The sequence below is a fragment of the Neokomagataea anthophila genome, assembly GCF_018122595.1.
In the GTDB taxonomy this organism is placed as follows: domain Bacteria; phylum Pseudomonadota; class Alphaproteobacteria; order Acetobacterales; family Acetobacteraceae; genus Gluconobacter; species Gluconobacter anthophilus.
This window is the reverse complement of the sequence record NZ_JAGRQH010000004.1, coordinates 159068-183940: the sequence shown is the minus strand read 5'-3', so window position 1 is coordinate 183940 and position 24873 is coordinate 159068. Positions and strand designations below refer to the sequence as shown.

Sequence of the window (24873 nt, the reverse complement as noted above, 5' to 3'; positions counted from 1 at the left end):
GTGCTTGATAGGAATCGTGCTGGCGCGCTCATGGTGTAAAGCGTATTTTACATCATGAGGCTGATCATGTTTCAATCAAAGCGATACTCATTGGAGTTGGCGGGGGCATTGGTTCTTTATATCGCCCTGTTGTTTGGCTCTGATGTGTTGGTGCGTGTCGTGCAACCAGTTGGTGCTCTTCGGCTGGGGATTAGTCTCCTTCCAATGTTGGGGGCGGTTGCTGGTGCATGGGTCATTTTACGTGGGTTGTGGCGGATGGATGAAATGCAACGGCGTATTCAGTGTGATGCGATTGCTCTATCCTTTTTAGGGACGGCATTAATAACATTTGGATGGGGTTTTGCTGAAGGCGCTGGGGTGTCGCCTTTGCGGGCATTTTATGTTTGGCCAATTATGGGTGTTTTATGGTGTATCGGCCTTATTATAGCGCGTTGGCGGTATGCATGAAAAATTGCGTCAAGGAATTGCGGGCTGCTCGTGGTTGGAGTCAAGGCGATTTAGCAGCGGCGCTTTCGGTATCGCGTCAGACAGTCAATGCCATTGAAAACAGCCGCTATGATCCCAGCCTGCCGTTAGCTTTTACGGTAGCATCTGTATTTGGTCTCAAGATTGAAGATATTTTTGTTCCGTGATTCCCGGCGTCGCGTATGGCTTTTTTTGTTGCGGGTCTGGCGTGAAGATACGGTTTTATCATTGCCTCTCTTGGGAGAAACGCAATGATGCATGGTGTTAAAGTGTATGAACTGCGCGCGGGATCAATATGTCCCGCGATGTTGCTGCCTTGTAGTGGCCGGATACCAGATTTGGATGTTGTTAAGGGCATTTTGATGGGCGTTGTGATCGGCGCGCAGTGTCTGTGCGTGTTGCAGTTGCTGCAGCATAGAGCGATGATACAAAAGCAGGTTACGCCACATTAAAATTGATGACGTTTGTGGATGTGCGGCCTCGTGTTGACCGTCCCCCTTGGGAATGAGGGGGTGCAGGATGCGGCCCTCTTTCCCATTGTGCTTGAATATAGGTGCCGTGATGATTTAGGGGCACGACGCCCCTTTTTAGCCGCCGCGTCGGTTTGGGTTGGCGGGGTCATCTAGGGCGGTTGGGGTGATATCGCTAGCGGTTAGATTGCGTGCAAAACCCATCATGAGCAGGTTTGTCCATGTCTTGGCCCATGTATTGGTTGCGCTGACGAATTGCTTGGCTTGTGGAAATTTAGAAAGATTTTCTTTTGGCCATGCTTGTGATGGCGCAATGATTTGGTTGGTCTGCGGGTCTAGAGGCGCGATGAGCGTGATGATGCTTTCGGCCTGAACGCTTTGTGCGTTGGCGACTGGTGCGACGTGGAACCAGCCGATATTCATCATGATCGGTGGAACGGGGTAAGCGAGGGTTCGTAAGCGATCAAAGGCGGCTTGCTCGAAAGGGGCCGTATTGGCGGCTAAAACATCCAATACGGCGTTCGAAGTGAAGGTGCATTCTTCTACGGGAAGGCCGGAAGGTGCAGCTTTTTCACTGATATGTGCATAATAGTTTCGGTCATCATGGCATGGTGTGTCTAAGCCCAAGACGGCTGATGTGGGAATCGGGATTTGTGTTGCGCGTGCAATAATGATGCCGGTGATCACGCCACGATCCATGCGTGCCAAGAATTGTTCAGATAATTCACCACGAGGGCCGTCTTGCCCGGTGAGAATAGGGTGCCAGTCTCCAGTTGGAAGGGGGATGGTGTGCCCTGCGATGTGAATAGCGCCCCGCTGAATAATATTGGGGTCTGGAAGGCCGATTTTCCCGGCGTCACTGGGAGGCTGTGATGGGCCGTTTGCGCTTGCGTCGGTGGTTGCGGCTGATGGCGCATGTCCCGGCAGCCATGGAGCATGGTGCTTTAAGGAGGTTGTGGGGAAAAACACTGTTAACCCGGTGCAGGCTCCGCCGAGGAGCAAAGCTGTGCGCCAAAAGGGGGCACGATTCCAAAGACGGGTAAAAGCGCTCACGGTAATCTCATCTTAAATGCAGTGGCTCAGGGCGGGTCATGATTGTGCGATATGTGTGGCCATGACCTGCGAAGAGCCTAGATGGCGAGGGGCGTTGATGTTGGGGTATGATCTTACGGGGCGGGGGTTGAGGAGCGGGCGAGTTGGAGGTCAGCATCACGGCTGATCTCAGCGGTCACACCGTCTTCATGGCTCGTCAGGCGGACCATTTTAGCGCCTTGCTGACGGGCGATGATGAGGCTTTCGCTGATCATATCTTCAATAGACCGCACGAGGTCACGGGCGCTGGCACCGGTACCCAAGTTTTTCTGCTTTTGTAGAAGTTGAAATAGCAATGCTGGATCAATTCCGCCGGTTTCAACGTGTAGGCCGTAGCTTTCGATCATGGTTTCGATCTCCAGCGCAGCAACTCGTGCCAGATCAAGGCCGTGTAATGCGCGGAAGACGAAAATCCGATCAAGACGGTTTAAGACTTCAGGGGCGAAGCCAGCGCGTTTTAGAGCTTCGACGGATTCGGCGCGCATACGGTCGGGTTCATTTTCGAAGCGCTCGGCAATTTCTGTTAGCGCGTCGGTTGCGATGTTGGATGTAAGAATGAAAATTGCGCGGGTGGTTGAAATTTGCTCGCCGGTTGAGGCTTCGGTGATGTGACCATCATTCCATGCAGTCAGGAATTTTTTGAAAACATCCGGATGAGCTTTTTCGATTTCATCCAAAAGAACAACGGCATCGGGTGCATTTTTAAGCCCGCCTGTTAAAGCGCCAAACGTATCAGAGCCGACATAGCCGCGCGGAGAGCCGAAGAGGAGCGTGGCCGCATGTGGACTCGACATTTGCGTCATGTCGTAATGCTGTAAGGGGCGTTCTGTTTGTTTGGCGATTTGTTTGGCTAAGTAAGTTTTGCCTGTGCCGGGTGGGCCTGCGAGCAAGAAGACGCCGACGGGTTTTCCTCGGACTTGTAGGGCCAGGCGGCGCCGTAACTGTTGGGCGATATCTTCACAAACACGATCTTGGCCAATGACGCGTGCACGGAGAGAGGCAGCGAGTTCTTCAGCGTCAATAACGGTTTCACGCTGTTCGCGTGCCATCATTTCTTCGAGGGCTCCGCGATTGGTGAGGCGGCTGAGGATGTCCATGAGGAAGCCTTTCCTGCGGCGAAGGCCTTTGCGGGCCAATGATTCGGCAGATGTTTCATAAAGGAGGCCGATAAGAGCCGTGAAGGTGCCTAGTCCTGCTATAAAGGGGAGGGCAGGGCGTAACCATTCAAAGGCATGCTCTAGGCCTGCGAGTGAAAGATGAAGCATGACCGCGACCTGCACGACGGCGAGGACTAAGAAAACGGCCATCATGAGAGGCATGGCGCGGTTCAGGGTGGGGATAAGAGAACGGAACATTTAAGGGAGCCTCGTCATTGGACGATAACGCCCAGTTCAATGGCTTGGTTCAGCCCTGTCAAAGAGGGAAGAGCTTGTGGGCCCAGGGCTGTCATAGCGATGATTGATAAAAGCGCATTATGTGGTGGTGTGATGGGGGTGATAGTGACGGCCCCTGCGGTGGTGATGGGGAGCAAAACAGGTTGAAAAGAGCCAGTCAATACAATGCGCTGGGTAATGCCTGCACTTGTTACGTCAATGATTTGGCCGGGGGTTCCTGCATCATCAAGAAGGGGGAGTTGTGCAAGGCGCATATCTCCACGTTGTAATGCGGCCATAATTTTGGTGCGCGTTGTGGGGTCAAAAGGTGTTCGTTCGAGTGCTTTAGGGGCTTGCTCTAAGGAAATCATGGAAAGCTGAGCAGCTGCTTTCAAGGGGGTGGCATGCGCGAGAGCGTGTGTGTTGGCTGTCTCGGTGTGGTGCTGTGTATAGGCATAAAACCCGCCCCCAAGTGCGAAAACTGACGCTACGCATAACGCAAGGGGAGCAGCATGCTGTGTATGCTGAGAGCGTGGCTTTTGAAGTTTAGGCTGGGGGGAGGGCTGAGATGTCATGATGGTCTCATCTCACTCATCCTTGGGATGGAAAGCAAGCTTTGGGCATGTAGGGAAATGTAAACAATTCTTTCTTATAATGGCAGGCTGTTTCTTTTGATGGTGTGTGGTGCTGTTTATCTAAAGCTTGCGTTTGGGGGCGGGCTGTCTTATTGAAGTTGGTATTCCTTTCATCTTCCGCTCTTTTTTCGGGGGGTGGCCTTTACGGGCCGCCTTTTTTGTTTTGGCAGAACGCGACACTTTTTCTGATGATGCTCCGGCTTACCCGGAGATGCCGCATTTAGGCGGGCTTGAGGCTCGTATTGCGGGGCGGATCGCGCCGACTTTGGCGGATCTTGGGTTCGAACTCGTGCGCCTTTCGGTGCTCGGGCGCGAAACGCCGACTGTTCAAGTTATGGCAGACCGTGCGGATGGTACTCTGATCTCAGTCGAGGACTGTGAGCAGATTAGCCATGCCGTCGGCGCTGTTCTGGACGTGGATGATCCGATTCCCGGCGCATGGATGCTTGAAGTATCCTCTGCGGGTATCGATCGTCCTTTGACCCGTCTGAAGGACTGGGATCGCTTTTCGGGGCATTTGGTGAAAGCCGAAGTGGATGTGCCGATTGATGGTCGACGTCGTTTCACCGGGGTTGTGATGGGTACGCGCGATGGCGCAGGGCTCATCCGTCTGGATGATGGTGCTGAAGCGGTTTTGCCTTTGGCTGATATTCGCAAAGCCCGTTTGGTGCTGACTGATGCTTTGATTGAAGCAAGTGCAGCGCTGTCTGGTGTGAAGCAAGATCCGGCAGAAGATGGCGAAGAGCGTCGTGTGCCGAAGCTAAATGCAGGTAAGCCGGGCAAAAAAGGCTCTGGCAAAAAAGCTTTAGGGAAGAACTGAAGATGACCTGTTTCATGCTGGTTGGAGGTCCTAAGTAATGGACACATCTGTGAGCCGTCCCGAATTGCTTTTGGTGGCGGATGCGGTCTCTCGCGAGAAAAATATTGATCGTGATGAGGTGCTGGAGGCAATGGAGCAGGCCATCCAGAAGGCTGGTCGCGCCAAATATGGCCATGAAAAAGATATTCGCGCGACGATTGATCGTAAGACAGGCGAAGTTCGTTTGAGCCGTTGGACCGAAGTGGTCGAAGAGGTAGAAAACGAAGATACGCAGATCCCAGTGCATATCGCGCGTAAGTTTCAGCCAGAAATTAACGTCGGTGAGCATTTGGTTGATCCGCTGCCGCCGATCGATTTTGGCCGTATTGCTGCGCAAACAGCGAAGCAAGTTATCGTTCAGCGTGTGCGTGAATATGAGCGTAAGCGTCAGTACGATGAGTTCAAGGATCGTGTAGGCGAAGTCGTTAACGGTACGGTTAAGCGTACGGAATACGGCAACCTTATGGTTGAGATCGGTAGCACGGAAGCTTTGTTGCGCCGTGATGAGTTGATCCCCCGTGAAGCGTTCCGTAATTCTGAACGTGTCCGCGCTTACATCTATGATGTACGTGATGAGACGCGTGGTCCGCAGATCTTCCTGTCGCGTACTCATCCGGCTTTCTTGGCAAAATTGTTTGCTCAGGAAGTGCCTGAAATTTACGATGGCATCATCGAAATTAAGGCTGTGGCCCGTGATCCGGGTTCGCGCGCTAAGATGGCGGTGATTTCACGTGATGCGGCGATTGACCCGGTCGGTGCTTGCGTTGGTATGCGTGGTTCACGTGTGCAGGCGGTGGTTGCTGAGCTCCAGGGTGAGAAAATCGACATTATTCCGTGGAGCCCTGAAGCAGCAACCTTCGTTGTAAATGCTCTGGCGCCTGCGGAAGTCAGCAAAGTCGTGATGGACGAAGAAGCTGGGCGCGTTGAAGTTGTGGTGCCGGATGAGCAGTTGTCTTTGGCAATTGGTCGTCGTGGTCAGAACGTGCGTTTGGCAAGTCAATTGACGCGCTGGGATATTGATATTTTGACGGAAGCGGAAGAATCCGAGCGTCGTCAGGAAGAATTCCGTAAGCGTAGCAACCTCTTCGTTGAGTCGCTTGATGTTGATGATGTGATTGCTGGTCTTCTGGTGACAGAAGGGTATCACACCATTGAAGAGTTGGCTTACGCTGAGCCTTCAGACTTGCATGACATCGAAGGTTTCGATGAAAGCGTTGCTGAAGAGCTGATGGATCGTGCCAATGATTATCTGGCCAGCAAGGAGCAGGAGCTTGATGACAAGCGTAAAGCCCTTGGTGTGACAGATCAGGTGGTTGATCTAGGCGTATTCACGAACCAAATGCTGGTTACGCTTGGTGAAAAGGGCGTGAAGACATTGGATGATCTCGGGGATCTGGCTGGTGATGAACTGGTTGAAATCCTCGGAGGCGATTCGATGGACGAAGAGACGGCTAATGAAGTGATCATGGCGGCTCGTGCTCACTGGTTTGAGGACGAATCCTCAGAAAGTGAAGCACCGTCTCACAATGAAACACATGAGGAGTCGGGCGACGTCTGAGTTATCCGATACTGATGGCACTGCCCTTGACCGTGATGAAGACGGTGGCAATGTTTCTTTAGAAAAAGGCGGTAAAAAGCCTATTTCTGAGCGACGTTGCCTCGTCACGCGGGAGGTAAAAAGCTCCGCAGCGATGATACGTTTCGTCGTGGGGCCAGGTCAGCAGGTGTTCCCCGATGTGGCGGGGCGCCTACCTGGGCGAGGAATGTGGTTGAGTGCGCGGCGGGATGTGATAGATAGCCCACGCATACGACAGGCATTCGCCCGGGCGACCAAAGCCCAGGTTGTTGTCCCTGAAGGGTTGGCTGATCTTGTGGAAGCAGGGTTGGTTCGCCGTATGGCTGATGTTGTCAGTTTGGCACGTCGGGCAGGGCAGGCGGTCTGTGGTTTTCAAAAATGCCGGGAATGGTTGATTTCTGGCAAAGCAGCGCTGGTCGTTCGGTCGCAGACGGGTAGTCCCGATGAGTGTGCCCGACTGATGTCGGGGCGGCGTGATATACCGATGGTTGTGGTCCCAGATCGGATCTTAACCTCGGCGTTCGGACGGGAACGGGCGGTCTATGTTGTGTTGACGCAAGGTGCGTTGGCGCAGCGCTTGATCACCGAGCATGAGAGATTTTCGGGGGTAGCGGGTTTGCTGCCTCCAGGCCCTGATGGGGGCAGTGAGGAACAGGCAGAACTATGAGCGACGGCAACGAGCGCAACCAGGACGGAAAGCAGACCCCTACCCAGGGTGGAGAGCAGAATAAATCGGCCCGACTGTCCCTGCGTCCAGGTGGACGGAAAGAGGGTGGCCGCACGGTCGGTGCTGGGTCAGTGCGTCAAAGCTTCAGTCATGGCCGCTCCAAAGAAGTGCAGGTCGAAGTGCGCAAACCGAAGCGTCCTTCGGGTGGCCCGGGCGGTTCCGGTCGTGGTGCCCGTGGTGGTGCTGGCGGTCGTGCGCTGACGGCATCTGAGTTGGCGACACGTCAACGCGTTCTGGAAGCGCAACGCAAGGCAGCAGCAGAAGAGGCTGCACGCCGCGAAGCTGAAAAAATTCAGATTATGTCTGCAGCGGAAGCGCAGCGTAAGGCTGATGAGGAAGCGCGCTTGCAGGCGGAGCGTGATGCTGCTGAGGCAAATGAGCGTAAAGCGCATGAAGCCGCTGAGGCACGCGATGCAGCGGCCGCACAAGCTGCGGAAGCTGCTGCGGCGGAAGCTGCGCAACGTGCCGCTGAGCGTGCAGCAGAAGAAGAGGCACGTCGCGCTCCTCTAGATCCGCGCGCACACTCAACGGGTGGGGTGCAGTTGGCTGCGCCGACGGAACGTCTGCGTCCATTGGCTGAACGCGCGATTATGCCAGCGCGCCCAGTGCAGAAGGCGCGTCCAGCGGCTCCGGCATCATCTGGTGGTAACCGCGCGGAAACTCTGCACTTGCGTAATAATGCCGCTGCGGCAGCCGCAGGGCCAGAGGAAGAGCGTCGCCCCGCTCGCAAGGGCAATGTAGGTGGCGGTGCGCCAGCGCGTCGTTCTTCTTCGCCATCCTCTTCGCAGCAGCGTAAGGGTAGCGCCGGTGGTGCACGTCGTAGCGGTCGGATTGACGTACGTGCGGCGATTGAAGGTGATGACGGCAAGACCCGCTCATTGGCTTCTGTACGTCGTCAGCGTGATCGTGAACGCCGTCAGGCTGAGTTGGAGCGTCTGCGTTCTGACCAGGTGCGTGTGGTTCGTGATGTGATCGTGCCAGAAACGATCACGGTTGCTGAGCTTGCTAACCGTATGGCCTCCCGTCAGGGCGAAGTGATCAAGGCACTCATGAAAATGGGTGTTATGGCAACAGCTGCACAGAGCATTGATGCAGATACGGCAGAACTGGTGGTTGAAGAATTCGGTCACCGTGTGAAGCGTGTTTCTGAAAGCGATGTGGAAATCGGCATTGAAGGTGTCGAGGATCGCGCAGAAGATCTGGCACCACGTGCACCGGTTGTGACCATTATGGGTCACGTTGACCATGGTAAGACATCTTTGCTTGATGCGCTGCGCACAACTGACGTGGCCGCTGGTGAAGCGGGTGGTATTACACAGCATATTGGTGCGTATCAGGTTCAGGTGCCATCAGGTAAGAAGATTACCTTCTTGGATACACCGGGCCATGAAGCGTTTACGTCAATGCGTGCACGTGGTGCGTCTGTCACAGATATCGTTGTATTGGTGGTCGCTGCTGATGATGGTGTGATGCCGCAAACGATTGAAGCGATTAAGCATGCGAAGGCAGCCAATGCGCCGTTGATCGTGGCAATCAATAAGATTGATAAGCCGGGTGCTAACCCTGACCGTGTTCGCCAAGAGTTGCTGAGCCATGAAATTGTGGTTGAAGCAATGAGTGGTGACACGCAGGATGTTGAAGTATCTGCGCTGAAGCGTACGGGCTTGGATAAGCTTGAAGAAGCGATCCTGCTGCAAGCTGAGATGCTCGACCTCAAGGCGAACCCGAAGCGTATTGCTGAAGGTGCAGTGATTGAGAGCCGTCTGGATCGTGGCCGTGGCCCTGTTGCATCTGTCTTGGTGCAGAAGGGTACTCTGAAGCGTGGTGATATCGTTGTTGCTGGCGCTGAGTGGGGACGTGTTCGTGCCGTTCTGGATGATCGTGGTCGCCAGTTGAAAGAAGCAGGTCCGTCTGTGCCAGTAGAAGTGCTGGGCCTGACGGGTGTGCCGGGTGCTGGTGAAGCGTTTGTCGTAGTTGAGAACGATACCCGCGCTCGTGAAATCAGTGAGTTCCGTCAGCGGAAGATTAAAGAGAAGTCAGCTGCGGCGCAGGTTGCGGCGCGTGGCACTCTGGATCAGATGTTGGCACGTATTCAGGCTGGCGTGCAGAAGGAAGTTGCACTGCTGATTAAGGCTGACGTGCAGGGTTCCGCCGAAGCGATTGCAGCGACTGTGCAGAAGTTGGCGCATGAAGAAGTGGCGGTCCGTGTTCTGAACGCAAGTGTGGGTCAGATTACGGAAAGTGACATTCAGCTTGCGAAAGCCTCGAATGCCGTGATCGTGGCGTTTAACGTCCGTGCAACGACGCAGGCGCGTGAACTGGCGCAGCGTGAGAGCGTGGATATCCGCTACTACTCAATTATTTATCAGGTTGCTGATGATGTTGAGCAGTTGGTCAAGGGTAAGGTTGCGCCGAAGCATCGTGAGAAGTTCTTGGGTTATGCGGAGATCCGTCAGGTCTTCAATATTACCAAGACAGGCAAGGTTGCCGGTTGCTATGTTACCGAAGGTCAGGTCAAGCGTGGCTGTGGCGTCCGCTTGCTGCGTGAGAACGTTGTGATCCATGAAGGTGATCTCAGCCAGCTCAAGCGCTTCAAGGATGACGTCAAGGAAGTTGCGCGTGGCTATGAGTGCGGTCTTTCCTTCGCTGGTTTCAATGACCTGCGTGAAGGCGATGTCGTCGAATGCTATGAAATGGAAGTGATCCCAGCTTGAGTTCACGTCATGACATAAAGGGGCCTGCTGGCATTGCTGCTGACGGCCCCAGCACACGCCAATTACGGGTGGCGGAAGAAGTGCGGCGCGTTCTTTCGGACGTTTTCGCGCGCACGGAGTTTCGCGACCCTGAGTTGTTTGATGTCCATGTGACTGTGACGGAGGTTCGGATTTCTCCGGACTTCCGCCATGCTACGGCTTTCGTTGCTCGTCTCGGGCGCACGGACATTGACGAAGTTTTGCCAGCATTGAAGCGGGCAGCTCCGTTTTTGCGGAAAGCATTGTCTAAGACCATGCGTTTACGCATTGTACCGGAAGTGCATTTTCAGCCGGACACGGCATTGGATAACGCAATGGAACTCGATCAGATTCTGCGCTCTCCAGAAGTGCGCCGCGATCTGGACTGAGGGCAGGTTAAAAACATGTCCAAGCGACGTGGACGTGATATTGATGGGTGGCTCATTCTAGATAAGCCACTCGGCCCGACCTCTACCGATATGGTGAATCGCCTACGTTGGGGGTTCGGGGCACGTAAGGCAGGCCATGGTGGGACATTGGATCCCTTGGCCTCTGGTATTCTCCCGATTGCTTTTGGTAAGGCAACACGGACGATTCCCTACATTATGGATGCAACGAAGTGTTATAGCTTCACGCTACATTTGGGAGAGAATCGTACCACGGATGATCGTGAAGGTGAGGTGCTGGCTACCTCTGATCATAGACCGACGGATGACGCGATTCGTGCGGTATTACCTGCTTTGACAGGGAATGTGATGCAGGTGCCACCCGTCTTTTCTGCGCTGCGTGTTCAAGGGCGTCGTGCTTATGAAATGGCACGGGAAGGGCGGCCTCCTGATTTGCCGCCACGGCCAGCACGTATTGATTCTGTTCGTTTAGTGGACCGCCCGGATGCGGATACGGCGTTGTTTGAAGTGCAGTCTGGTAAGGGAGTGTATATGCGCTCTCTTGCGCGGGATATTGCGCTAGCTTGCGGCACGGTAGGGCATATCTCTGTCTTGCGCCGGACGCGCTGTGGCCCATTTGATTTGAGCCATGCGCGGAAGTTTGATGAGATAGCACTGGACAAATCGCCAGAAACTGTAGACAACGCCGATGCTCTTCCGGTTCCTTTGTTGGAGGCGGCGACCGCGCTGGTCGACATCCCGGCGCTGGCCGTTACCGCAGCAGAGGGAAAGATGCTGGTCTGGGGTCAATCACTTGATCCTATGACTCTTACGCATCCCATGCCGGCTCAGTGGCAAGAGAGTGATCTTTTGTGGCGCGCGATGATCGGAGAGCACGTGCTTGGTCTTTGCCAGATCCGTGATGGACGGTTGAGAGCGGTGCGTATGCTAGAAAATCACGAATTTTTTGGAGAACACGATGTCGATTACTGCTGAACGCCGCACGGCGCTTATCGCTGAATACCGTCAAAGCGAAACCGATACGGGTTCGCCAGAAGTGCAGGTTGCACTGCTGACGGAGCGTATTGTTAACCTGACTGAGCACCTGAAGACCCATAAGAAGGACTTCCACTCACGTCGTGGTCTGTTGATGCTGGTTGGTCAGCGTCGTAGCATGCTGGACTATCTGAAGCGTAAGAATCAGGCTCGTTACCAAGCTGTGATTCAGCGCCTCGGCCTGCGTCGCTAATTATGCAAGGGCTGGATTGTTCTGTTACAATCCAGCCCGTTGTGCCATCCGGACCCTCGGCGGTGCGGGTGCGCGACCGGCGTTTCAGGCCACATGGTGTCGTGCCAGACGACTCTGCCACCACCGCCATGCCGTCCGAAACGCTGCTCCGCCACCTGCCGGTCGTCCAGACGATGGTATTGATCCTTGAGACAGGAGAACGAAATGTTCGATTACTTCCGTAAGGAAATTGAGTGGGCAGGTCGCCCGCTGATCCTTGAAACCGGTAAGATCGCCCGTCAGGCTGATGGCGCTGTAATGGTTACGTATGGCGACACGGTTGTGTTGTGTACGGCTGTTGGCGCGAAAAGCGTGAACCCAGGGCAAGATTTCTTCCCTCTCACGGTTAACTATCAAGAAAAAGCTTACGCTGCAGGTAAGATCCCAGGCGGGTTCTTTAAGCGCGAAGGCCGTCCGTCAGAAGCCGAAGTGCTGACGGCTCGTTTGATCGATCGTCCGATTCGTCCGCTGTTCCCGGATAATTTCCGTAATGAAGTTCAGATCACGGCGACGGTTCTGAGCCATGATATGGAAAATGACCCAGCATTGGTTGCGATGATCGGTTGTTCGGCAGCATTGACGCTGTCTGGTATTCCGTTCTTTGGTCCGATTGCAGCAGCGCGTGTGGGTTTGCTGGATGGCAAGCTGGTCGTGAACCCAGCATTGGCGGATATGAAGGACAGCACGCTGGACCTGATGGTGGCCGGTACGTCTGAAGGCGTGCTGATGGTTGAGTCAGAAGCAAGCGAGCTCTCAGAAGAACTGATGCTGGAAGCTGTGACACTTGGTCACACGTCATTCCAAGCTGTGATCGATGCAATCATTGATCTGGCTGAGCATGCTGCGAAGGCACCTTGGGATCTGCCAGCGCCGAGCAAGGAAGAAATTGCTCTGCGTAAGCGCGTTGATAAGGTTGGCACCAAGCTGATCGCGGAAGCGTACAAGGAACGCGTAAAGCAAGCGCGTTACCAGAAGGTGGCGGAAGCGAAAGAGCGCATCAATGAAGTGCTGGAAGAAGAAGGTCACGATCTGTCGATCGCTAAACCGCTTCTGAAGGAACTGGAAGCGCATGTTGTACGTGGTTCCATTCTGAAGACCGGTCAGCGTATTGATGGCCGTGATCTGAAGACGGTTCGTCCGATCCTTTCTGAAGTTGGCATTCTGCCGCGTGCACATGGTTCATCACTCTTTACGCGTGGTGAAACACAGGCGCTGGTTGTTGCTACGCTGGGTACGGGCCAAGATGAGCAGGTGATTGACGCCCTTGAAGGCGAATATCGCTCAAACTTCATGCTGCATTATAACTTCCCTCCATACTCGGTTGGTGAGTGTGGTCGTATGGGTAGCCCAGGCCGTCGTGAGATTGGCCATGGTAAGCTGGCATGGCGTGCGCTGCACCCATTGCTGCCGACCAAGGAGCAATTCCCGTACACGATGCGCGTTGTTTCTGAGATCACGGAAAGCAATGGCTCATCTTCCATGGCAACCGTTTGCGGTTCCTCACTGGCGCTGATGGATGCGGGTGTGCCGCTGCCACGTCCGGTTGCAGGTATTGCGATGGGTCTGATCAAGGAAGAGCGTGGTTTTGCTGTTCTGTCCGACATCTTGGGTGATGAAGATCATCTTGGGGACATGGACTTCAAGGTTGCGGGTACATCTGAAGGTGTGACCGCCCTGCAGATGGACATTAAGATTACGTCCATCACGCCAGAAATCATGAAGATTGCTCTGGAGCAGGCACGTGAAGGTCGTGTTCATATCCTTGGTGAGATGGCGAAGGCACTGACGGAAGGTCGTTCTGACGTTTCCACCAATGCGCCTAAGATCACGACGTTGAACATTGCTAAGGAAAAGATCCGTGATGTGATCGGTTCCGGCGGTAAGGTCATTCGTGAAATCGTTGAATTCTCCGGTGCCAAGGTGGATATCAATGATGACGGCGTCATCACGATTGCTGCATCGAATGATGAGCAGGCACAAAAAGCAATTTCTCGTATTGAAGGAATTGTTGCAGAGCCAGAAATCGGCCGTATCTATGACGGTAAGGTTGTAAAGACGGCTGACTTCGGTGCGTTTGTAAACTTCCTTGGCCCGCGTGATGGGCTGGTTCATATTTCTGAACTGGCGCAAGGTCGCGTTGCGAAAACGACCGATGTTGTGAAGCAAGGCGATGCTGTTAAGGTCATGGTTGTTGGTTTTGATGATCGCGGCAAGGTGAAGTTGTCCATGCGGGTTGTCGATCAGCAAACTGGTGCCGATATCACGGAAAGTGTTGGTGCAAAGCCAGGACGTCCGCCCCGTCGTGACGCTGAATAAGCTGCGTTTCGGCTGATGTTATGGGGGGCGGGGAAGTTAACCCCGCTCCCGTTTTTTTGTGTATCGGAGACATTGAGTCCCCATGAAGTCGATTGATACCCTCCGCTTTGGTGGCCAAGACGTTTTACCCTTGGTCGAGGGGGGCAAGGGCGTAGCCGTATCGACCGGTGTTTCTGCAGGGCATTGGGCTGCTGCAGGTGGCATTGGCACTCTCTCTGCTGTGAATGCAGACAGCTATGATGAGCAAGGCAACCCTATCCCTCAGGTGTATCATGCGCGGACACGTCGTGAGCGTCAGCATGAATTGATCCGTTACGGGATCGAAGGTGGTATTGCTCAGGCAAAAATTGCTCATGAAATTTCCGGCGGGAAGGGGCGTATTCACGCCAATATTCTGTGGGAAATGGGTGGTGCTGAAGAAGTTATCACGGGCATTTTAGAAGCTGTACCGGGTTTGATCCACGGTGTGACATGTGGTGCGGGTATGCCGTACCGTCTGTCGGACATCGCAGCGAAGTTCAATATTCCATATTATCCGATTGTCTCTTCAGGGCGTGCGTTTAATGCGCTGTGGCGTCGGTCATTCAGCAAAACATCTGAGTTGCTGGGTGGTGTGGTTTATGAGGATCCATGGCGTGCTGGTGGTCATAATGGTCTTTCCAATACGGAAGATCCGTTGTGCCCAGAAGATCCGCTGCCGCGCGTTATTGAATTACGCAAAGTCATGCGCCGTTATGGTCTGGATGAGACGCCGATCATTATGGCTGGCGGTGTTTGGCATTTGGAAGAGTGGGAACACTGGCTCGGTAACCCTGAGGTTGGCCCGGTTGCTTTCCAGTTTGGCACACGCCCGCTTTTGACGCAGGAAAGCCCTATTCCTGACGCATGGAAGCGCCGTCTGCAAAACCTGAAAGAGGGTGATGTTTATCTCAATCGCTTCTCGCCAACAGGTTTCTATTCTTCTGCTGTGAATAATAGCTTCATGCAGGATTTGCGTGCGCGTTCGGAGCGTCAGGTCTCTATTCGTAGCAGTGCGGATGATGCGCATGACACGGTTTATGCAATGGGGGCGCGGCGCCGTGAGATGTTCGTCTCAGCGGATGACCGTGCCAAGATTGCAGCGTGGGAAGAAGCAGGCTTTACGAAGGTCTTGCCAACGCCAGATGATACGGTGGTGTTTGTTACGCCGGAAGACGCGCGTACTATTCTCGCCGATCAGGCTGCGTGTATGGGCTGTTTGTCGGCTTGTCGCTTCTCTAATTGGTTGCAGCGTGAGCCGTTTACGAATGGTCAAAAGGCTGATCCACGTTCATTCTGTATTCAGAAGACGTTGCAGACGATTGCGCATACAGCCAATGATGAACATGCGGATGAGGTTGTTGATAACAATCTGATGTTTGGTGGTACATCGGCTTGGCGTTTTGGTTCGGACCCGTTCTATGCGAATGGTTTTGTGCCGACGGTTGGGCAATTGGTTGAGCGTATTCTGACAGGTAAATAACACGATGAAATGGAGGGATGGGGTTCAAAAGCCAGCGTCTGCGCGCACCAGTCCCTTCATGGCGCTTTCCCATTGGTTAGCGCGGCATTCCGTTCCTCTTAGCCCTGAGCAAATTGCACCGGCTGAGGGGGGGCGTGCTGCTGTGGCGACGGTCACAGCACTTTTTCCAGCATTATATTGGCATGATGCGACGCTGGTTTGGGCGTCGTTTGTTGCGTTTTGGAGCTGCTTGTTAGAGCCGGGCGGTACGCGACGGGAAGAACTGCGTATTTTGGGCAGTTTGACGGTAGTGGGGGCTGTCCTAGCAGGGGTTACCGTGTGGATTGCGGCAGGGCCTCTATGGATGGTGTTGTCGTGGTTGGCTCTCGCCGGTATCGGTGTTGGGTTGGGGCGGGTTTTCTCGGCGACGACGGCTCTGCTTTGTGCGCTTTTAGGGTGTACGATGGCTGCTGGGGTTGGTTTTCCAACGCATGACCCATTGGTTGCCTTGAAGGTTGTCGCTGCCTATTTGGCTGGTGGCGTGTGGGCGATGGTGTTGTGCCTTCTTCTGTGGCCTTTGCATCCTTATGCTCCTGCGCGCCGTGCTGTGGCTCAGTGTTATCGCTTGTTGACGGTTATGACCGGTGAGTTGGCGGCAGGACGTTTGCGTGAGACGTTGCATCGGCAAACCGTGCGTACGGCCATTGAGCGCGCGCGTGCAGTCACACTACAGATTGATTCGGGGCATGGAAGTGCGGTGCTTCGGGGGCGTTTGATTGCGTCTTTGACGGGGGCGGAGCGCTTATTTACGGCGATGCTGGCTGTTGAGCACTTGGCGCAGAAGCGTGGCATGGATTTTGAAGCGCGAGGTATTTTAGCGGCCTTTTCGGCATTATGTCAGGAGGCAAGTGAGCAGGTTATCGCGCCTGTGCCAGAGTGGCTGCATTTAGAGCGACATGCTCATGATTTGGCGAATAGTGTACGAGTAGACAGCGGGCCAATCGGAGCATTAGTGGCTTCGAGTGCGCGGACATTAGCGACAATTTCACGTGGTCTTTTGCGTGATGTGTATGTGCCTTTTGATACGGAGACCGTACGAGCGGAGCATCGGTTGACGCGTGTCCATTGGCGGCATGCATTTCGGTTGGCTGTGGCGTTGGTTATGACGCATTTGGCTACGTTTTGGTCGGGGTTGGAGTACGGTTTTTGGGCACTGGTTGCCGTTGTTCTGGTGGTGCAACCTTCCGGCCACACGACACTGATACGTGCTGTAGAACGTATTTTGGGGACGATTGGTGGTGGGGCGTTAGTGCTTTTGGCGCGGCCATTTTTGCCTGCGGCACCTGAAATGATGGTTGCGGATGCGCTGTTCGTGGTTGCAGCAATTGCGATGCGGGCCGTGAATTATACGATGCTTGTCTTGTTTTTGACGGCTCAATTTATTGTGGTGACGGAAATGATCATGCCGGCTCATGGGGTGGCATGGCTACGAATTGTGGATAATACTTTGGGCAGCGTGGTGGGTGTTGTTTGTGCCTTCCTCGTGTTTCCACAACATCAGACACAAGATATGAGCGGGTTGTTACGTCAGTCGTTGATTAGTAATTTTCGTTATCTTGCATCTGTTCTTGATGAAAAATCTGACATGGTTGCGGATCGCTTCCAGCGGCAGGCGGGGGTTGCGACGACGCGTGCGGAGTTTGCGCGCGGTGCTTTGCCTTTGCTGGGGGGGATGTCTTTTGTTGGGCAGAAGTATGAGGCGGCACATGCCTTATTGCGAGAAATACGTCTATTAAGTGGAGAGGTGACCTTGCTGCGTTTTGATATTGCAGCGGGGCTTTGTCGTGGAAATGCGGAATTAGCGGCTTATTGGACGCAAAAGGCGGATGCGCTGATGGAAGGGGCGCCCTTGGCTCCTGTGACAGCCGAATTAGAGAGTGGCCGGGTGGCGGCGGCTTTGGCAGCGCGTGATTGGGCTGGGCCGGTATGACGCGCGTTACGTTGGTAAAAGAAGGCTCAATTGCGCGTAGACGGTGCCCGTTCATTTAGACACTGGGTCGAAAAACGGTTCGCTGCCGCTTTAAATTAACAGAGAGCGAGTTCGCTTAAAATTTTATGCAGGCGCGGTGGTAGGTCTGCTACGCCATCTGAGATGGCTCCGAGATCTGCGGGGGCATCTTCTGCTTTGAGGTAGCGCCAGCCTTGGAAGGGACGCATGGCGCGGGGCTGGACAGGTATAATCTCATCCGAGACGAGGATGAGTGTGCCAGTGCTACCGTCTGGGCGTTCGTAAGGCTCTAACCCGATGATAGGCTGCCGGCAGAGGATCAGGCCGTTGAGTACCCGGTAGAGAGATCCTTTGTTGAGGATCTCGTCTGCGCGTTTGGGCATGGTGCGTGTTGTAATGGCACCATGCCCTTGAAAGCGTGGGTGTTGCATCCGCTCCCGCAGTGCATCGATCGTTGGACAGCCAACGGCAAGTTTGATCATATGCAGCATGGAGCGGTGCCGTTCGTGACGCTGTTAGTGTTGACCCATTGCGTTTTGTGATTGAGCGACAAACTCATTCAAGAAGCGCGCGGTGTCGACTGAGAGCACGATATGGACTTTGTTGAGGCCCACGTTCTTAGGTGCTGTGCTGTCGGGCCAGACATGGGCATGGCCGTAATCCATACCTGATGCTGTGTTGATATCCATATAGGCGTCAACAGATTTGGTGACGAGGTTAGGTTCAACGGCGATGGCAGAAGTGAGCTCATCCCATAGCGGCAGCGGGGAGAAGAAGCGCTTCAGGTAGTCAGTCGCAGGTGTATGTTTGGCATCCATACGGTTCATGAGAGCTGGGGTCATCATGATATCGTTAGAGACGTTGCCGACGCAGGTGATAGACGCCCAAGGTGCTGTGAGGGTGATATGTGCAGCCTCTGGGTCTGTGATCATGTTGAAGTCAGAGGCGAAATCTGCGTTGCCTGTGACGGATGTCATGCTGGCATCAAGCAGGCCACCCATGAAAACAAGCTGTTTGGCCGTACTCGCAAAGGTGGGGTCCATGCGAATGGCTAGGGCTAAGTTTGTCAGCGGACCAGCGGCCACAACGGTGACCTGATGCGGGTGTGCGTGCACGGCGCGGATCAGGAATTCTGCTGCGTGAGTGGTGTCTGCTGCGAGATGTGGCATGCCTTCTGGCAGGTGGCCGAGGGCAGGCTGTGTTGCCGGTGTATGATCAATGCTGCCGAGGCCGCCCCATGCGCCTTTCCAAGGAATGGTGCCGTATTGTTGTTCGCGCAGGCGTGTTGCTTCAACGGTGTTGACGAGAGGCAGGGTTGCGCCTTCGGCTACGGGGATTTGTGTTTGGTGGGCAATCTCGAGAAAGCGGCGGATATGCGCTGATTCTGCGTTTTCCCAGTCATCACCCATGACGACGGTGAGGCCGAGGACCGAGACATTGGGGCGGTTGAGCAGGGGGATGACGGACTGGATATCTGAGCCGCCTGGGCCAAGCCAGTCATTATCTTCCACGACGTATTGAGGGGCTGTGTCTGCTGCGTGGAGCGCCGCGGAGGCGGTAGAGAAGGTGAGAAGTGCGGCGAGTGACGCGAGTGAACGGAAACGGAGCAAGGTCTATCGTCCTAAAATATCGTGATACCGTAATAATCGTCTAATTATACAGGAAAAGACAAGCGTTTCTGTGAAGGGGAGGTGGGATGGTGACTGGCTTGTGTTTTCGAGGGAGTTTTACGGTAAGCGGCCTATGCGTGTGAAGAGTTCTACCTATAGGCCGCTCGTTGATGTGTGTCTTACAGCACGAGCCGCGCTAGGAGCGATTCAAGGCGTAAGCGCCCTTCTGACGTGGCACGGAGGGTTGTGCCGTCGAAAGAGAGGTAATCTTCTTCTAGGCATGCGGTGAGAATATCTGGGTCCATGCAGTCTGTTAGGGAGCGGCTAGTACGGTTTTGAAACGCAGCAGCGTTGATGCCCTCTGTCAGGCGTAAGCCCATAAGCAGCGATTCACGGCCACGTTCCTCTGCGCTGAGGGGCGTTTCTTCCCGGCTGCCTGTGCCGTGTTTTTCAACGAGTTCGGCCCAAGGTTCGGGGGCGCGGTGGCGGCGTGTGGCGTGGAGGGTGCTGTTAAAGGTCATACGGCCATGTGCGCCGGGGCCAATGCCGAGGTAATCCTGATAGCGCCAATAGGTTAGGTTATGGCGGCTTTCGCAGCCCGGTTTTGCGTAGTTAGACACCTCATAGGGTAGGAGGCCGCGGGTTGCGGCGACATCTCCGGTGAGGGTGTAAAGTGTAGCGGCTGTCTCATCATCTGGCAGGGTAATTTCGCCACGGCGGTGTAGGGCTTCGTATTTCGTGCCCGGTTCAATGGTGAGTTGATACAGGGAGAGGTGATCTGCCACGAGGTCGAGTGCTGTGGAGAGTTCATCGCTCCAATCTGCGGGACTTTGGCCGGGGCGGGCATAGATTAGGTCAAACGAAATACGGGGGAAGAGGGCGCGCGCCGTCTCCAAAGCTTTGATGGCTTGGGGAGCAGAATGCTCTCGGCCTAAGAGGCGTAAAGCATCTTCACGGAGGCTTTGAATACCGAGGGAAACGCGGTTTACGCCTGCCTCTCGAAAAGCTGCGAGGCGGCTAGCCTCTACGCTGGTTGGGTTGGCTTCGAGCGTGATTTCGAGGTCGGGTACGGGGTCAAAGAGCGTTTTTGCATCTTCGATTAAGGCAGCGACCGTTTCAGGGGCCATGAGGGATGGCGTGCCGCCGCCAAAGAAAATGGCATTGAGGCGACGGCGGCCAAGGCGGGCGGCATCATGGGCAAGTTCACGGCGTAGTGCTGCGGCGAAACGCTTTTGTGGGATTTCGTCTCGGACGTGAGAGTTGAAATCACAATAAGGACATTTCGCCAGACAAAACGGCCAGTGGATGTAGAGGGAGAGACTGTCGGTCAAATGGCTATCCGTACGCCGAATTCGACCACGCGATCCGGTGGAATACGGAAGAATTCCGTAGCCGATGTTGCGTTACGCAACAGCAGCAGGAAGATCCACATACGCCAGAGCGACATTTTTGGGACGCGTGAACGAACGACGAGTTCGTGTGAGGTGAAGTAGGAGGCTTGGATGGGGTCGAAAGCGACATCCAAGGATTTCAGTTCCTGCAGTGCGCGCGGTAGGTTGGGCATTTCCATGAAACCATAGCGCACGATGACCCGGTAAATATTGGGGGCCAATTCTTCCACAATGGTGCGTTGGTCACGCTCTGCTTCGGGCTGGTCTAAGTTTTGGACGGTGACGAAGAGAACGTGCTCGTGCAGGACTTTATTGTGTTTGAGGTTGTGTAACAACGAGTTGGGGACGTTGTCTGGGTTTGCCGTGAGGAACACGGCTAAGCCGGGCACGCGCACAGTACGTGATTGTGGCAGTCTGTTCAGGAAGGACCCCATGGGCATAGAGTCGGATTGTTGACGGTTGGTCAACAAACTACGGCCACGCTTCCATGTGGTCATGAGGATGGTACTGATGGTGCCGATCGCCAGCGGGACCCAGCCACCATCTGGAATTTTCAGCAAGTTGGCCGAGAAGAAGACGCTGTCCACGATGAAGAGGAAGCCGAAGACGATTCCAACGCTGATGGCGCTCCATTTGAATGTACGCCGGAACACAACCATAGCGAGGACACAGGTGCACAAGAATGTGCCTGTCACAGCGATGCCGTATGCGGCAGCCAACGCGGCAGAAGACTGGAAGGCCAGCACCAAGACGATGGCACCAAAACCGAGGATCCAGTTCAGGGAGGGCAGATAGATCTGTGCTTCTTCTGATGGGTTCGTATGGATGATACGCGTGCGCGGTAGGTAACCCAGTTGGATCAGTTGGCGGCACAAAGAGAAACTGCCCGAAATACCGGCCTGAGAGGCGATGACAGTTGCAAATGTTGCCAGAATGAGCAGCGGTACTTGTGCCCATGCTGGGCCGAGGTGGTAGAATGGGTTGGATAACGTGCTGGGGTCTTTAATGAGTAATGCCGCTTGGCCAAAATAATTGAGTGTGAGGGCCGGAAGGACGAAGAACATCCATGCCTTACGGATGGGGGACCGTCCAAAGTGGCCCATATCGGCATAGAGTGCTTCAGCCCCTGTTACGGAGAGCACGACAGAACCGAGTGCGACAAATGATAATGTTCCGTGCGTGGCGATAAAGCTCAAAGCAAAGCTGGGGGATAGAGCTAGCGCGACCTGCGGGTAGAGCATAATGCCGCGAATACCCAAGACGGCTAGGGTCGCGAACCACAGCACCATGATCGGGCCAAAAGCGCGGCCAATTTTCCCTGTGCCGAAGCCCTGTGCTGCGAATAAAGCCGCCAAGACGACAATGGCGAGTGGGATAATGATATGGCTTGCCGATGGAACCGCGACTTCGATGCCTTCAATAGCGGACAGAACGGAGACGGCAGGGGTAATGATGCTATCCCCGAAGAATAAGCAACTCCCTGCAATTCCTGCGAGGCCGAAGAGCCAGCGTAAGCGTGGAGATTTGGCGACGCGTTGTGCAAGGGACATCAGTGCGATGATCCCGCCTTCGCCATTATGGTCTGCACGCATGATGAGAATGACGTATTTGATCGTCACAATCAGCATTAGTGCCCAGAATGTCAGACTGGCGAGGCCGAGAATATCAACATGGGGGACGGCATGTTTGTCGCCACCAATGGCATTAACGGAAGATTGAAGCGCATAAAGCGGGCTTGTGCCGATATCGCCGAATACCACGCCAAGGACCGCCACCAGCGCACCTGCGCCTGCGGGCTTGGAGGGGTGTGTACTGTCTCTACCTTCATCCAGTGTAACCGGCGCGCTTGTGCTGGCAGGTTTGGGGGCCTCCCCATTGTCGTGAGGAGCCTCCTTCTGAGAAGAGGGCGAAGATGTATTTTGGCCGTTTTGATCGGACATGAAGGGTTCCGTTTTGGGCTTTGCTTCCGAGCCATCTGGGAATGGCTCGACCACCAATGCCCCTTTCATGACAAGATTTTCGCCTTTGACGCAAGTAATACGATTCTGACGGCGAAGACATGTCCAAGAGTGAAAAATAATTTACTCTTTTGTGGGGGGGGTAGGGCGGCCTCCGAAGATCGCGCTACCCACACGAACATGTGTGGCTCCGTGGGCGATTGCAGTCTCGAAATCGGCGGACATGCCCATGGAGAGTGTTTTGAGGCCGTGGCGGTGCGCAAGCTGTGCGAGAAGCTGAAAATGCGTGTGTGGCTCTTCATTTTCCGGCGGGATGCACATGAGACCCTTTACGGCTGGGCCAAAGGTTTGGAGAGCTTGTTCAATGAACTTGTCGGCTTGTTCTCGGGGGGTGCCGAATTTTTGTGGCTCATTGCCAGTATTAATTTGCACATAAAGGCGCGGTAAACGGCCAGTTTTCTGCGTAGCTTTGTCGATGGCCGTGAGGAGAGAGGGGCGGTCTAAAGTTTCGATGACATCGGCAATACGGCAGGCCTCGAGGGCTTTGTTTGTTTGCAGGCCACCAATAATATGGAGCAATAGATCCGGATAGCGTGATCGGAGCACTGGGAATTTCGTGGCCGCTTCCTGTACGCGGTTCTCACCAAAAAGACGTTGGCCAGCTGCTAAGGCTGCTTCAATCGATTCTAATGGGTGGAATTTACTGACGGCGACAAGTTGTGTGGCATCGGCCGCGCGTCCTGCTTCGACGCATGCGTTACGGATGCGGTTTCGAATCTTATCGAGGTTGCAAGCAATAATGTCAGACATGAAGGCACATGACGCCATTGCGTCGAGCGCCGCAAGATGCGATTTCGTCATATATGAATAAACCGACCACCAACCGCGGGTCACGCGGTCCCCGTAAAGCACCTTCCGGCAAGCCTTCAGGCAAGTTCTCTGGACGTTCCGCGCGTCCGTCTGCAGATCCAACACGGGATCTTGCTTTTGATATTGTTTGTGGTGTTGTTGAGCATCGGCGTATGTTGGAGACGACATTGGACCGTGCGGGCGCGATGGAAGCGCGCGACCGCTCATCAGCGCATCGTCTAGCGGCAACGACACTCCGCCATATGGGCAGCATGACGGAATTGCTGCAACCTTTATTGCGCCGTGAGCCACCAGAGCCGGTACGTTGTGCCTTACTGTTGGGCGTGGCTCAGCTTTTGCATTTGGAGACGCCGCCGCATGCTGCGGTGGGTACGATTGTTGATTTGTTGCGCCGTCGTGGTCTTGCGCCTTTCGCTGGGCTGGCCAATGCGGTGCTGCGCCGTGTCTCACGCGAAGGGGCGACTTTGCGTGAGGGGTTGGACGAAGCGCGTTTGGATGTTCCGCCTTGGTTGTGGAGTGCATGGGGTGCGCGCGCCCGTGCGATTTCACGTGGATTGCATCGTGAGGCTCCGTTGGATTTAACGTTGCAGCCGGGGGCTGCTGTACCGAATGACGGCGAAGAACTGCCGACTGGGAGTGTACGTTTTCCCGCCGGGACACGTATTGCAGAGTTGGAAGGCTTTGAGGACGGGGCATTCTGGGCGCAGGATGTTGCTGCGGCGATGCCGGTACGTCTGATGGGTGACGTATCAGGTAAAACGGTTGTTGATTTGTGTGCGGCTCCCGGTGGCAAGACGGCACAATTAGCGCATGCAGGGGCTACGGTTACGGCTGTTGAACGAGAAGCGCCGCGAGCGGAGCGTTTGCGAGAAAATATCAAGCGTTTGAAGCTGGAAACGGTGCAGGTTGTTGAGGCTGATGCTTTGACATGGAAGCCGAAAGACGCGGTAGATGCGGTGCTGTTGGATGCGCCATGTTCGGCAACGGGGACATTCCGTCGTCACCCAGATGTGCTGTGGATTAAACGCCCGCGTGATGTTGTGGCGCTAGCTGAAGCGCAGGACAATTTCATTGATGCTGTGCGCGATATGCTGAAGCCGGGTGGCATGATGCTGTACGCGGTGTGCTCTCTTCAGGATGAGGAAGGGCCGGAACGTGTCGCCGCTGCGTTGGAGCGTGGCGGTTGGCGTTTGGATCCGTTCTCTGAAGATGAACTGTCATCTATGGCGGCGGCACGCACGGCGGAAGGTTATTTCCGGACACATCCGGGCTTGTGGCAGGACCGCGGCGGTATGGATGGGTTCTTCGCTGCGCGCTTGATCCGCGTGTGAGGGCGGCATGTTTGCGGGGGCTGGCCGATTGAGCCTGAGCCTCCGCAAGCATGCGAATGTTCAAGGCATCTTTTACACAGCCTGGGATGCCTAGGCGCTTTTGCACCAATGATGCTTTTAATGATGTATAGCTAGGGACGGGTGCGTTCTTTTTGGCGTGCACAAAGTGCCTTCATAGCGTCACGGCATTGGCTTGCGATCTGGAGCTATTGAGAGGCCAAGATCGGGGTGGCCGGTGCTTATGACACATATAATATCAAACGATTTCTAATTATAAGACCGAATAAGCATAAACCTTCTTGAGAA

General features: G+C 54.6%; 22 protein-coding genes. 14 read left to right on the top strand and 8 right to left on the bottom strand.

The features are described from left to right. Positions 1–66 precede the first annotated feature (66 nt). From KB213_RS07980 to KB213_RS07970, 3 genes are all read left to right on the top strand, one after another. The gene (locus KB213_RS07980) at positions 67–447 is read left to right on the top strand and encodes a hypothetical protein (protein ID WP_211681966.1); all 381 of its coding nucleotides are present in this window, start codon (positions 67–69) and stop codon (positions 445–447) included. Then, complete coding sequence (locus KB213_RS07975; protein WP_211681964.1) at positions 444–632, top strand: helix-turn-helix transcriptional regulator; 189 nt, start codon at positions 444–446, stop codon at positions 630–632. The genes KB213_RS07980 and KB213_RS07975 overlap by 4 nt, the downstream gene beginning before the upstream one ends. 84 nt (positions 633–716) lie before the next feature. Then, complete coding sequence (locus KB213_RS07970; RefSeq protein WP_211681962.1) at positions 717–917, top strand: hypothetical protein; 201 nt, start codon at positions 717–719, stop codon at positions 915–917. A gap of 135 nt (positions 918–1052) precedes the next feature. Here KB213_RS07970 and KB213_RS07965 read toward each other — a convergent pair whose 3' ends face one another. From KB213_RS07965 to KB213_RS07955, 3 genes are all read right to left on the bottom strand, one after another. Further along, entirely contained in the window at positions 1053–1988 is a 936-nt protein-coding gene (locus KB213_RS07965) for a hypothetical protein (protein WP_211681960.1), read from the bottom strand. 113 nt (positions 1989–2101) lie between these two features. Next, entirely contained in the window at positions 2102–3382 is a 1281-nt protein-coding gene (locus KB213_RS07960; RefSeq protein ID WP_211681958.1) for an AAA family ATPase, read from the bottom strand. Between the two features lie 14 nt (positions 3383–3396). Then, complete coding sequence (locus KB213_RS07955) at positions 3397–3975, bottom strand: hypothetical protein (protein ID WP_211681956.1); 579 nt, start codon at positions 3973–3975, stop codon at positions 3397–3399. Positions 3976–4246: 271 nt separating this feature from the next. Here KB213_RS07955 and rimP point away from each other — a divergent pair, with 271 nt between their 5' ends. The 10 genes from rimP to KB213_RS07905 all read left to right on the top strand — a co-directional run bounded on the left by rimP (position 4247) and on the right by KB213_RS07905 (position 17389). Beyond that, on the top strand, positions 4247–4855 hold the full coding sequence (gene rimP, locus KB213_RS07950; protein WP_211682028.1) for a ribosome maturation factor RimP: 609 nt from the start codon (positions 4247–4249) through the stop codon (positions 4853–4855). A gap of 37 nt (positions 4856–4892) precedes the next feature. Continuing rightward, positions 4893–6452, top strand: a complete 1560-nt coding sequence (gene nusA, locus KB213_RS07945; protein WP_211681954.1) for a transcription termination factor NusA — start codon at positions 4893–4895, stop codon at positions 6450–6452. Beyond that, positions 6421–7137: an RNA-binding protein gene (locus KB213_RS07940; RefSeq protein ID WP_249110360.1), complete on the top strand. Its 717-nt coding sequence runs from the start codon at positions 6421–6423 to the stop codon at positions 7135–7137. The genes nusA and KB213_RS07940 overlap by 32 nt, the downstream gene beginning before the upstream one ends. Next, a complete protein-coding gene (gene infB / locus KB213_RS07935) occupies positions 7134–9911 on the top strand; it encodes a translation initiation factor IF-2 (protein ID WP_211681952.1) in 2778 nt (925 codons plus the stop codon). The genes KB213_RS07940 and infB overlap by 4 nt, the downstream gene beginning before the upstream one ends. 14 nt (positions 9912–9925) lie before the next feature. After that, on the top strand, positions 9926–10318 hold the full coding sequence (gene rbfA / locus KB213_RS07930; RefSeq protein WP_408903732.1) for a 30S ribosome-binding factor RbfA: 393 nt from the start codon (positions 9926–9928) through the stop codon (positions 10316–10318). 15 nt (positions 10319–10333) lie between these two features. Continuing rightward, positions 10334–11311, top strand: coding sequence for a tRNA pseudouridine(55) synthase TruB (gene truB, locus KB213_RS07925; RefSeq protein WP_211681948.1), 978 nt, complete (start codon positions 10334–10336; stop codon positions 11309–11311). Next, positions 11295–11564 carry a 30S ribosomal protein S15 gene (rpsO, locus tag KB213_RS07920; protein WP_068169420.1) on the top strand — a complete coding sequence of 90 codons (270 nt, stop codon included), beginning with the start codon at positions 11295–11297 and terminating at the stop codon, positions 11562–11564. The genes truB and rpsO overlap by 17 nt, the downstream gene beginning before the upstream one ends. A gap of 204 nt (positions 11565–11768) precedes the next feature. Continuing rightward, positions 11769–13919 carry a polyribonucleotide nucleotidyltransferase gene (pnp, locus tag KB213_RS07915; RefSeq protein WP_211681946.1) on the top strand — a complete coding sequence of 717 codons (2151 nt, stop codon included), beginning with the start codon at positions 11769–11771 and terminating at the stop codon, positions 13917–13919. 82 nt (positions 13920–14001) lie between these two features. Then, complete coding sequence (locus KB213_RS07910; RefSeq protein ID WP_211681944.1) at positions 14002–15420, top strand: NAD(P)H-dependent flavin oxidoreductase; 1419 nt, start codon at positions 14002–14004, stop codon at positions 15418–15420. Positions 15421–15424: 4 nt separating this feature from the next. After that, positions 15425–17389: an FUSC family protein gene (locus KB213_RS07905; RefSeq protein ID WP_211681942.1), complete on the top strand. Its 1965-nt coding sequence runs from the start codon at positions 15425–15427 to the stop codon at positions 17387–17389. 95 nt (positions 17390–17484) lie between these two features. Here the strand turns inward: KB213_RS07905 and KB213_RS07900 are convergent, their stop codons facing one another. From KB213_RS07900 to KB213_RS07880, 5 genes are all read right to left on the bottom strand, one after another. Continuing rightward, entirely contained in the window at positions 17485–17898 is a 414-nt protein-coding gene (locus KB213_RS07900) for a DUF1489 family protein (protein WP_068169431.1), read from the bottom strand. A 24-nt stretch (positions 17899–17922) separates the two neighbouring features. Beyond that, positions 17923–19017, bottom strand: coding sequence for a nucleoside hydrolase (locus tag KB213_RS07895; protein WP_211681940.1), 1095 nt, complete (start codon positions 19015–19017; stop codon positions 17923–17925). A 179-nt stretch (positions 19018–19196) separates the two neighbouring features. Next, complete coding sequence (hemW, locus tag KB213_RS07890) at positions 19197–20348, bottom strand: radical SAM family heme chaperone HemW (RefSeq protein ID WP_211681938.1); 1152 nt, start codon at positions 20346–20348, stop codon at positions 19197–19199. Continuing rightward, a complete protein-coding gene (locus KB213_RS07885) occupies positions 20345–22348 on the bottom strand; it encodes a potassium transporter Kup (RefSeq protein ID WP_211681936.1) in 2004 nt (667 codons plus the stop codon). The genes hemW and KB213_RS07885 overlap by 4 nt, the downstream gene beginning before the upstream one ends. 141 nt (positions 22349–22489) lie before the next feature. Then, the gene (locus KB213_RS07880) at positions 22490–23176 is read right to left on the bottom strand and encodes a YggS family pyridoxal phosphate-dependent enzyme (RefSeq protein ID WP_211681934.1); all 687 of its coding nucleotides are present in this window, start codon (positions 23174–23176) and stop codon (positions 22490–22492) included. A gap of 53 nt (positions 23177–23229) precedes the next feature. Between KB213_RS07880 and KB213_RS07875 the strand changes: the two genes are divergently transcribed. After that, positions 23230–24567 carry an RsmB/NOP family class I SAM-dependent RNA methyltransferase gene (locus KB213_RS07875; RefSeq protein ID WP_211682024.1) on the top strand — a complete coding sequence of 446 codons (1338 nt, stop codon included), beginning with the start codon at positions 23230–23232 and terminating at the stop codon, positions 24565–24567. The last annotated feature ends 306 nt before the right edge of the window (positions 24568–24873 follow it).

Excerpts from the sequence above, each read along its gene's own strand:
- KB213_RS07980 (WP_211681966.1), top strand. The coding sequence starts at position 67 with ATGTTTCAATCAAAGCGATACTCATTGGAGTTGGCGGGGGCATTGGTT.
- KB213_RS07975 (WP_211681964.1), top strand. The coding sequence starts at position 444 with ATGAAAAATTGCGTCAAGGAATTGCGGGCTGCTCGTGGTTGGAGTCAA.
- KB213_RS07970 (WP_211681962.1), top strand. The coding sequence starts at position 717 with ATGATGCATGGTGTTAAAGTGTATGAACTGCGCGCGGGATCAATATGT.
- KB213_RS07960 (WP_211681958.1), bottom strand. The coding sequence starts at position 3,382 with ATGTTCCGTTCTCTTATCCCCACCCTGAACCGCGCCATGCCTCTCATG.
- KB213_RS07955 (WP_211681956.1), bottom strand. The coding sequence starts at position 3,975 with ATGACATCTCAGCCCTCCCCCCAGCCTAAACTTCAAAAGCCACGCTCT.
- rimP (WP_211682028.1), top strand. The coding sequence starts at position 4,247 with ATGCCGCATTTAGGCGGGCTTGAGGCTCGTATTGCGGGGCGGATCGCG.
- nusA (WP_211681954.1), top strand. The coding sequence starts at position 4,893 with ATGGACACATCTGTGAGCCGTCCCGAATTGCTTTTGGTGGCGGATGCG.
- KB213_RS07940 (WP_249110360.1), top strand. The coding sequence starts at position 6,421 with ATGAAACACATGAGGAGTCGGGCGACGTCTGAGTTATCCGATACTGAT.
- infB (WP_211681952.1), top strand. The coding sequence starts at position 7,134 with ATGAGCGACGGCAACGAGCGCAACCAGGACGGAAAGCAGACCCCTACC.
- truB (WP_211681948.1), top strand. The coding sequence starts at position 10,334 with ATGTCCAAGCGACGTGGACGTGATATTGATGGGTGGCTCATTCTAGAT.
- rpsO (WP_068169420.1), top strand. The coding sequence starts at position 11,295 with ATGTCGATTACTGCTGAACGCCGCACGGCGCTTATCGCTGAATACCGT.
- pnp (WP_211681946.1), top strand. The coding sequence starts at position 11,769 with ATGTTCGATTACTTCCGTAAGGAAATTGAGTGGGCAGGTCGCCCGCTG.
- KB213_RS07910 (WP_211681944.1), top strand. The coding sequence starts at position 14,002 with ATGAAGTCGATTGATACCCTCCGCTTTGGTGGCCAAGACGTTTTACCC.
- KB213_RS07905 (WP_211681942.1), top strand. The coding sequence starts at position 15,425 with ATGAAATGGAGGGATGGGGTTCAAAAGCCAGCGTCTGCGCGCACCAGT.
- KB213_RS07900 (WP_068169431.1), bottom strand. The coding sequence starts at position 17,898 with ATGCTGCATATGATCAAACTTGCCGTTGGCTGTCCAACGATCGATGCA.
- KB213_RS07885 (WP_211681936.1), bottom strand. The coding sequence starts at position 22,348 with ATGTCCGATCAAAACGGCCAAAATACATCTTCGCCCTCTTCTCAGAAG.
- KB213_RS07880 (WP_211681934.1), bottom strand. The coding sequence starts at position 23,176 with ATGTCTGACATTATTGCTTGCAACCTCGATAAGATTCGAAACCGCATC.
- KB213_RS07875 (WP_211682024.1), top strand. The coding sequence starts at position 23,230 with ATGAATAAACCGACCACCAACCGCGGGTCACGCGGTCCCCGTAAAGCA.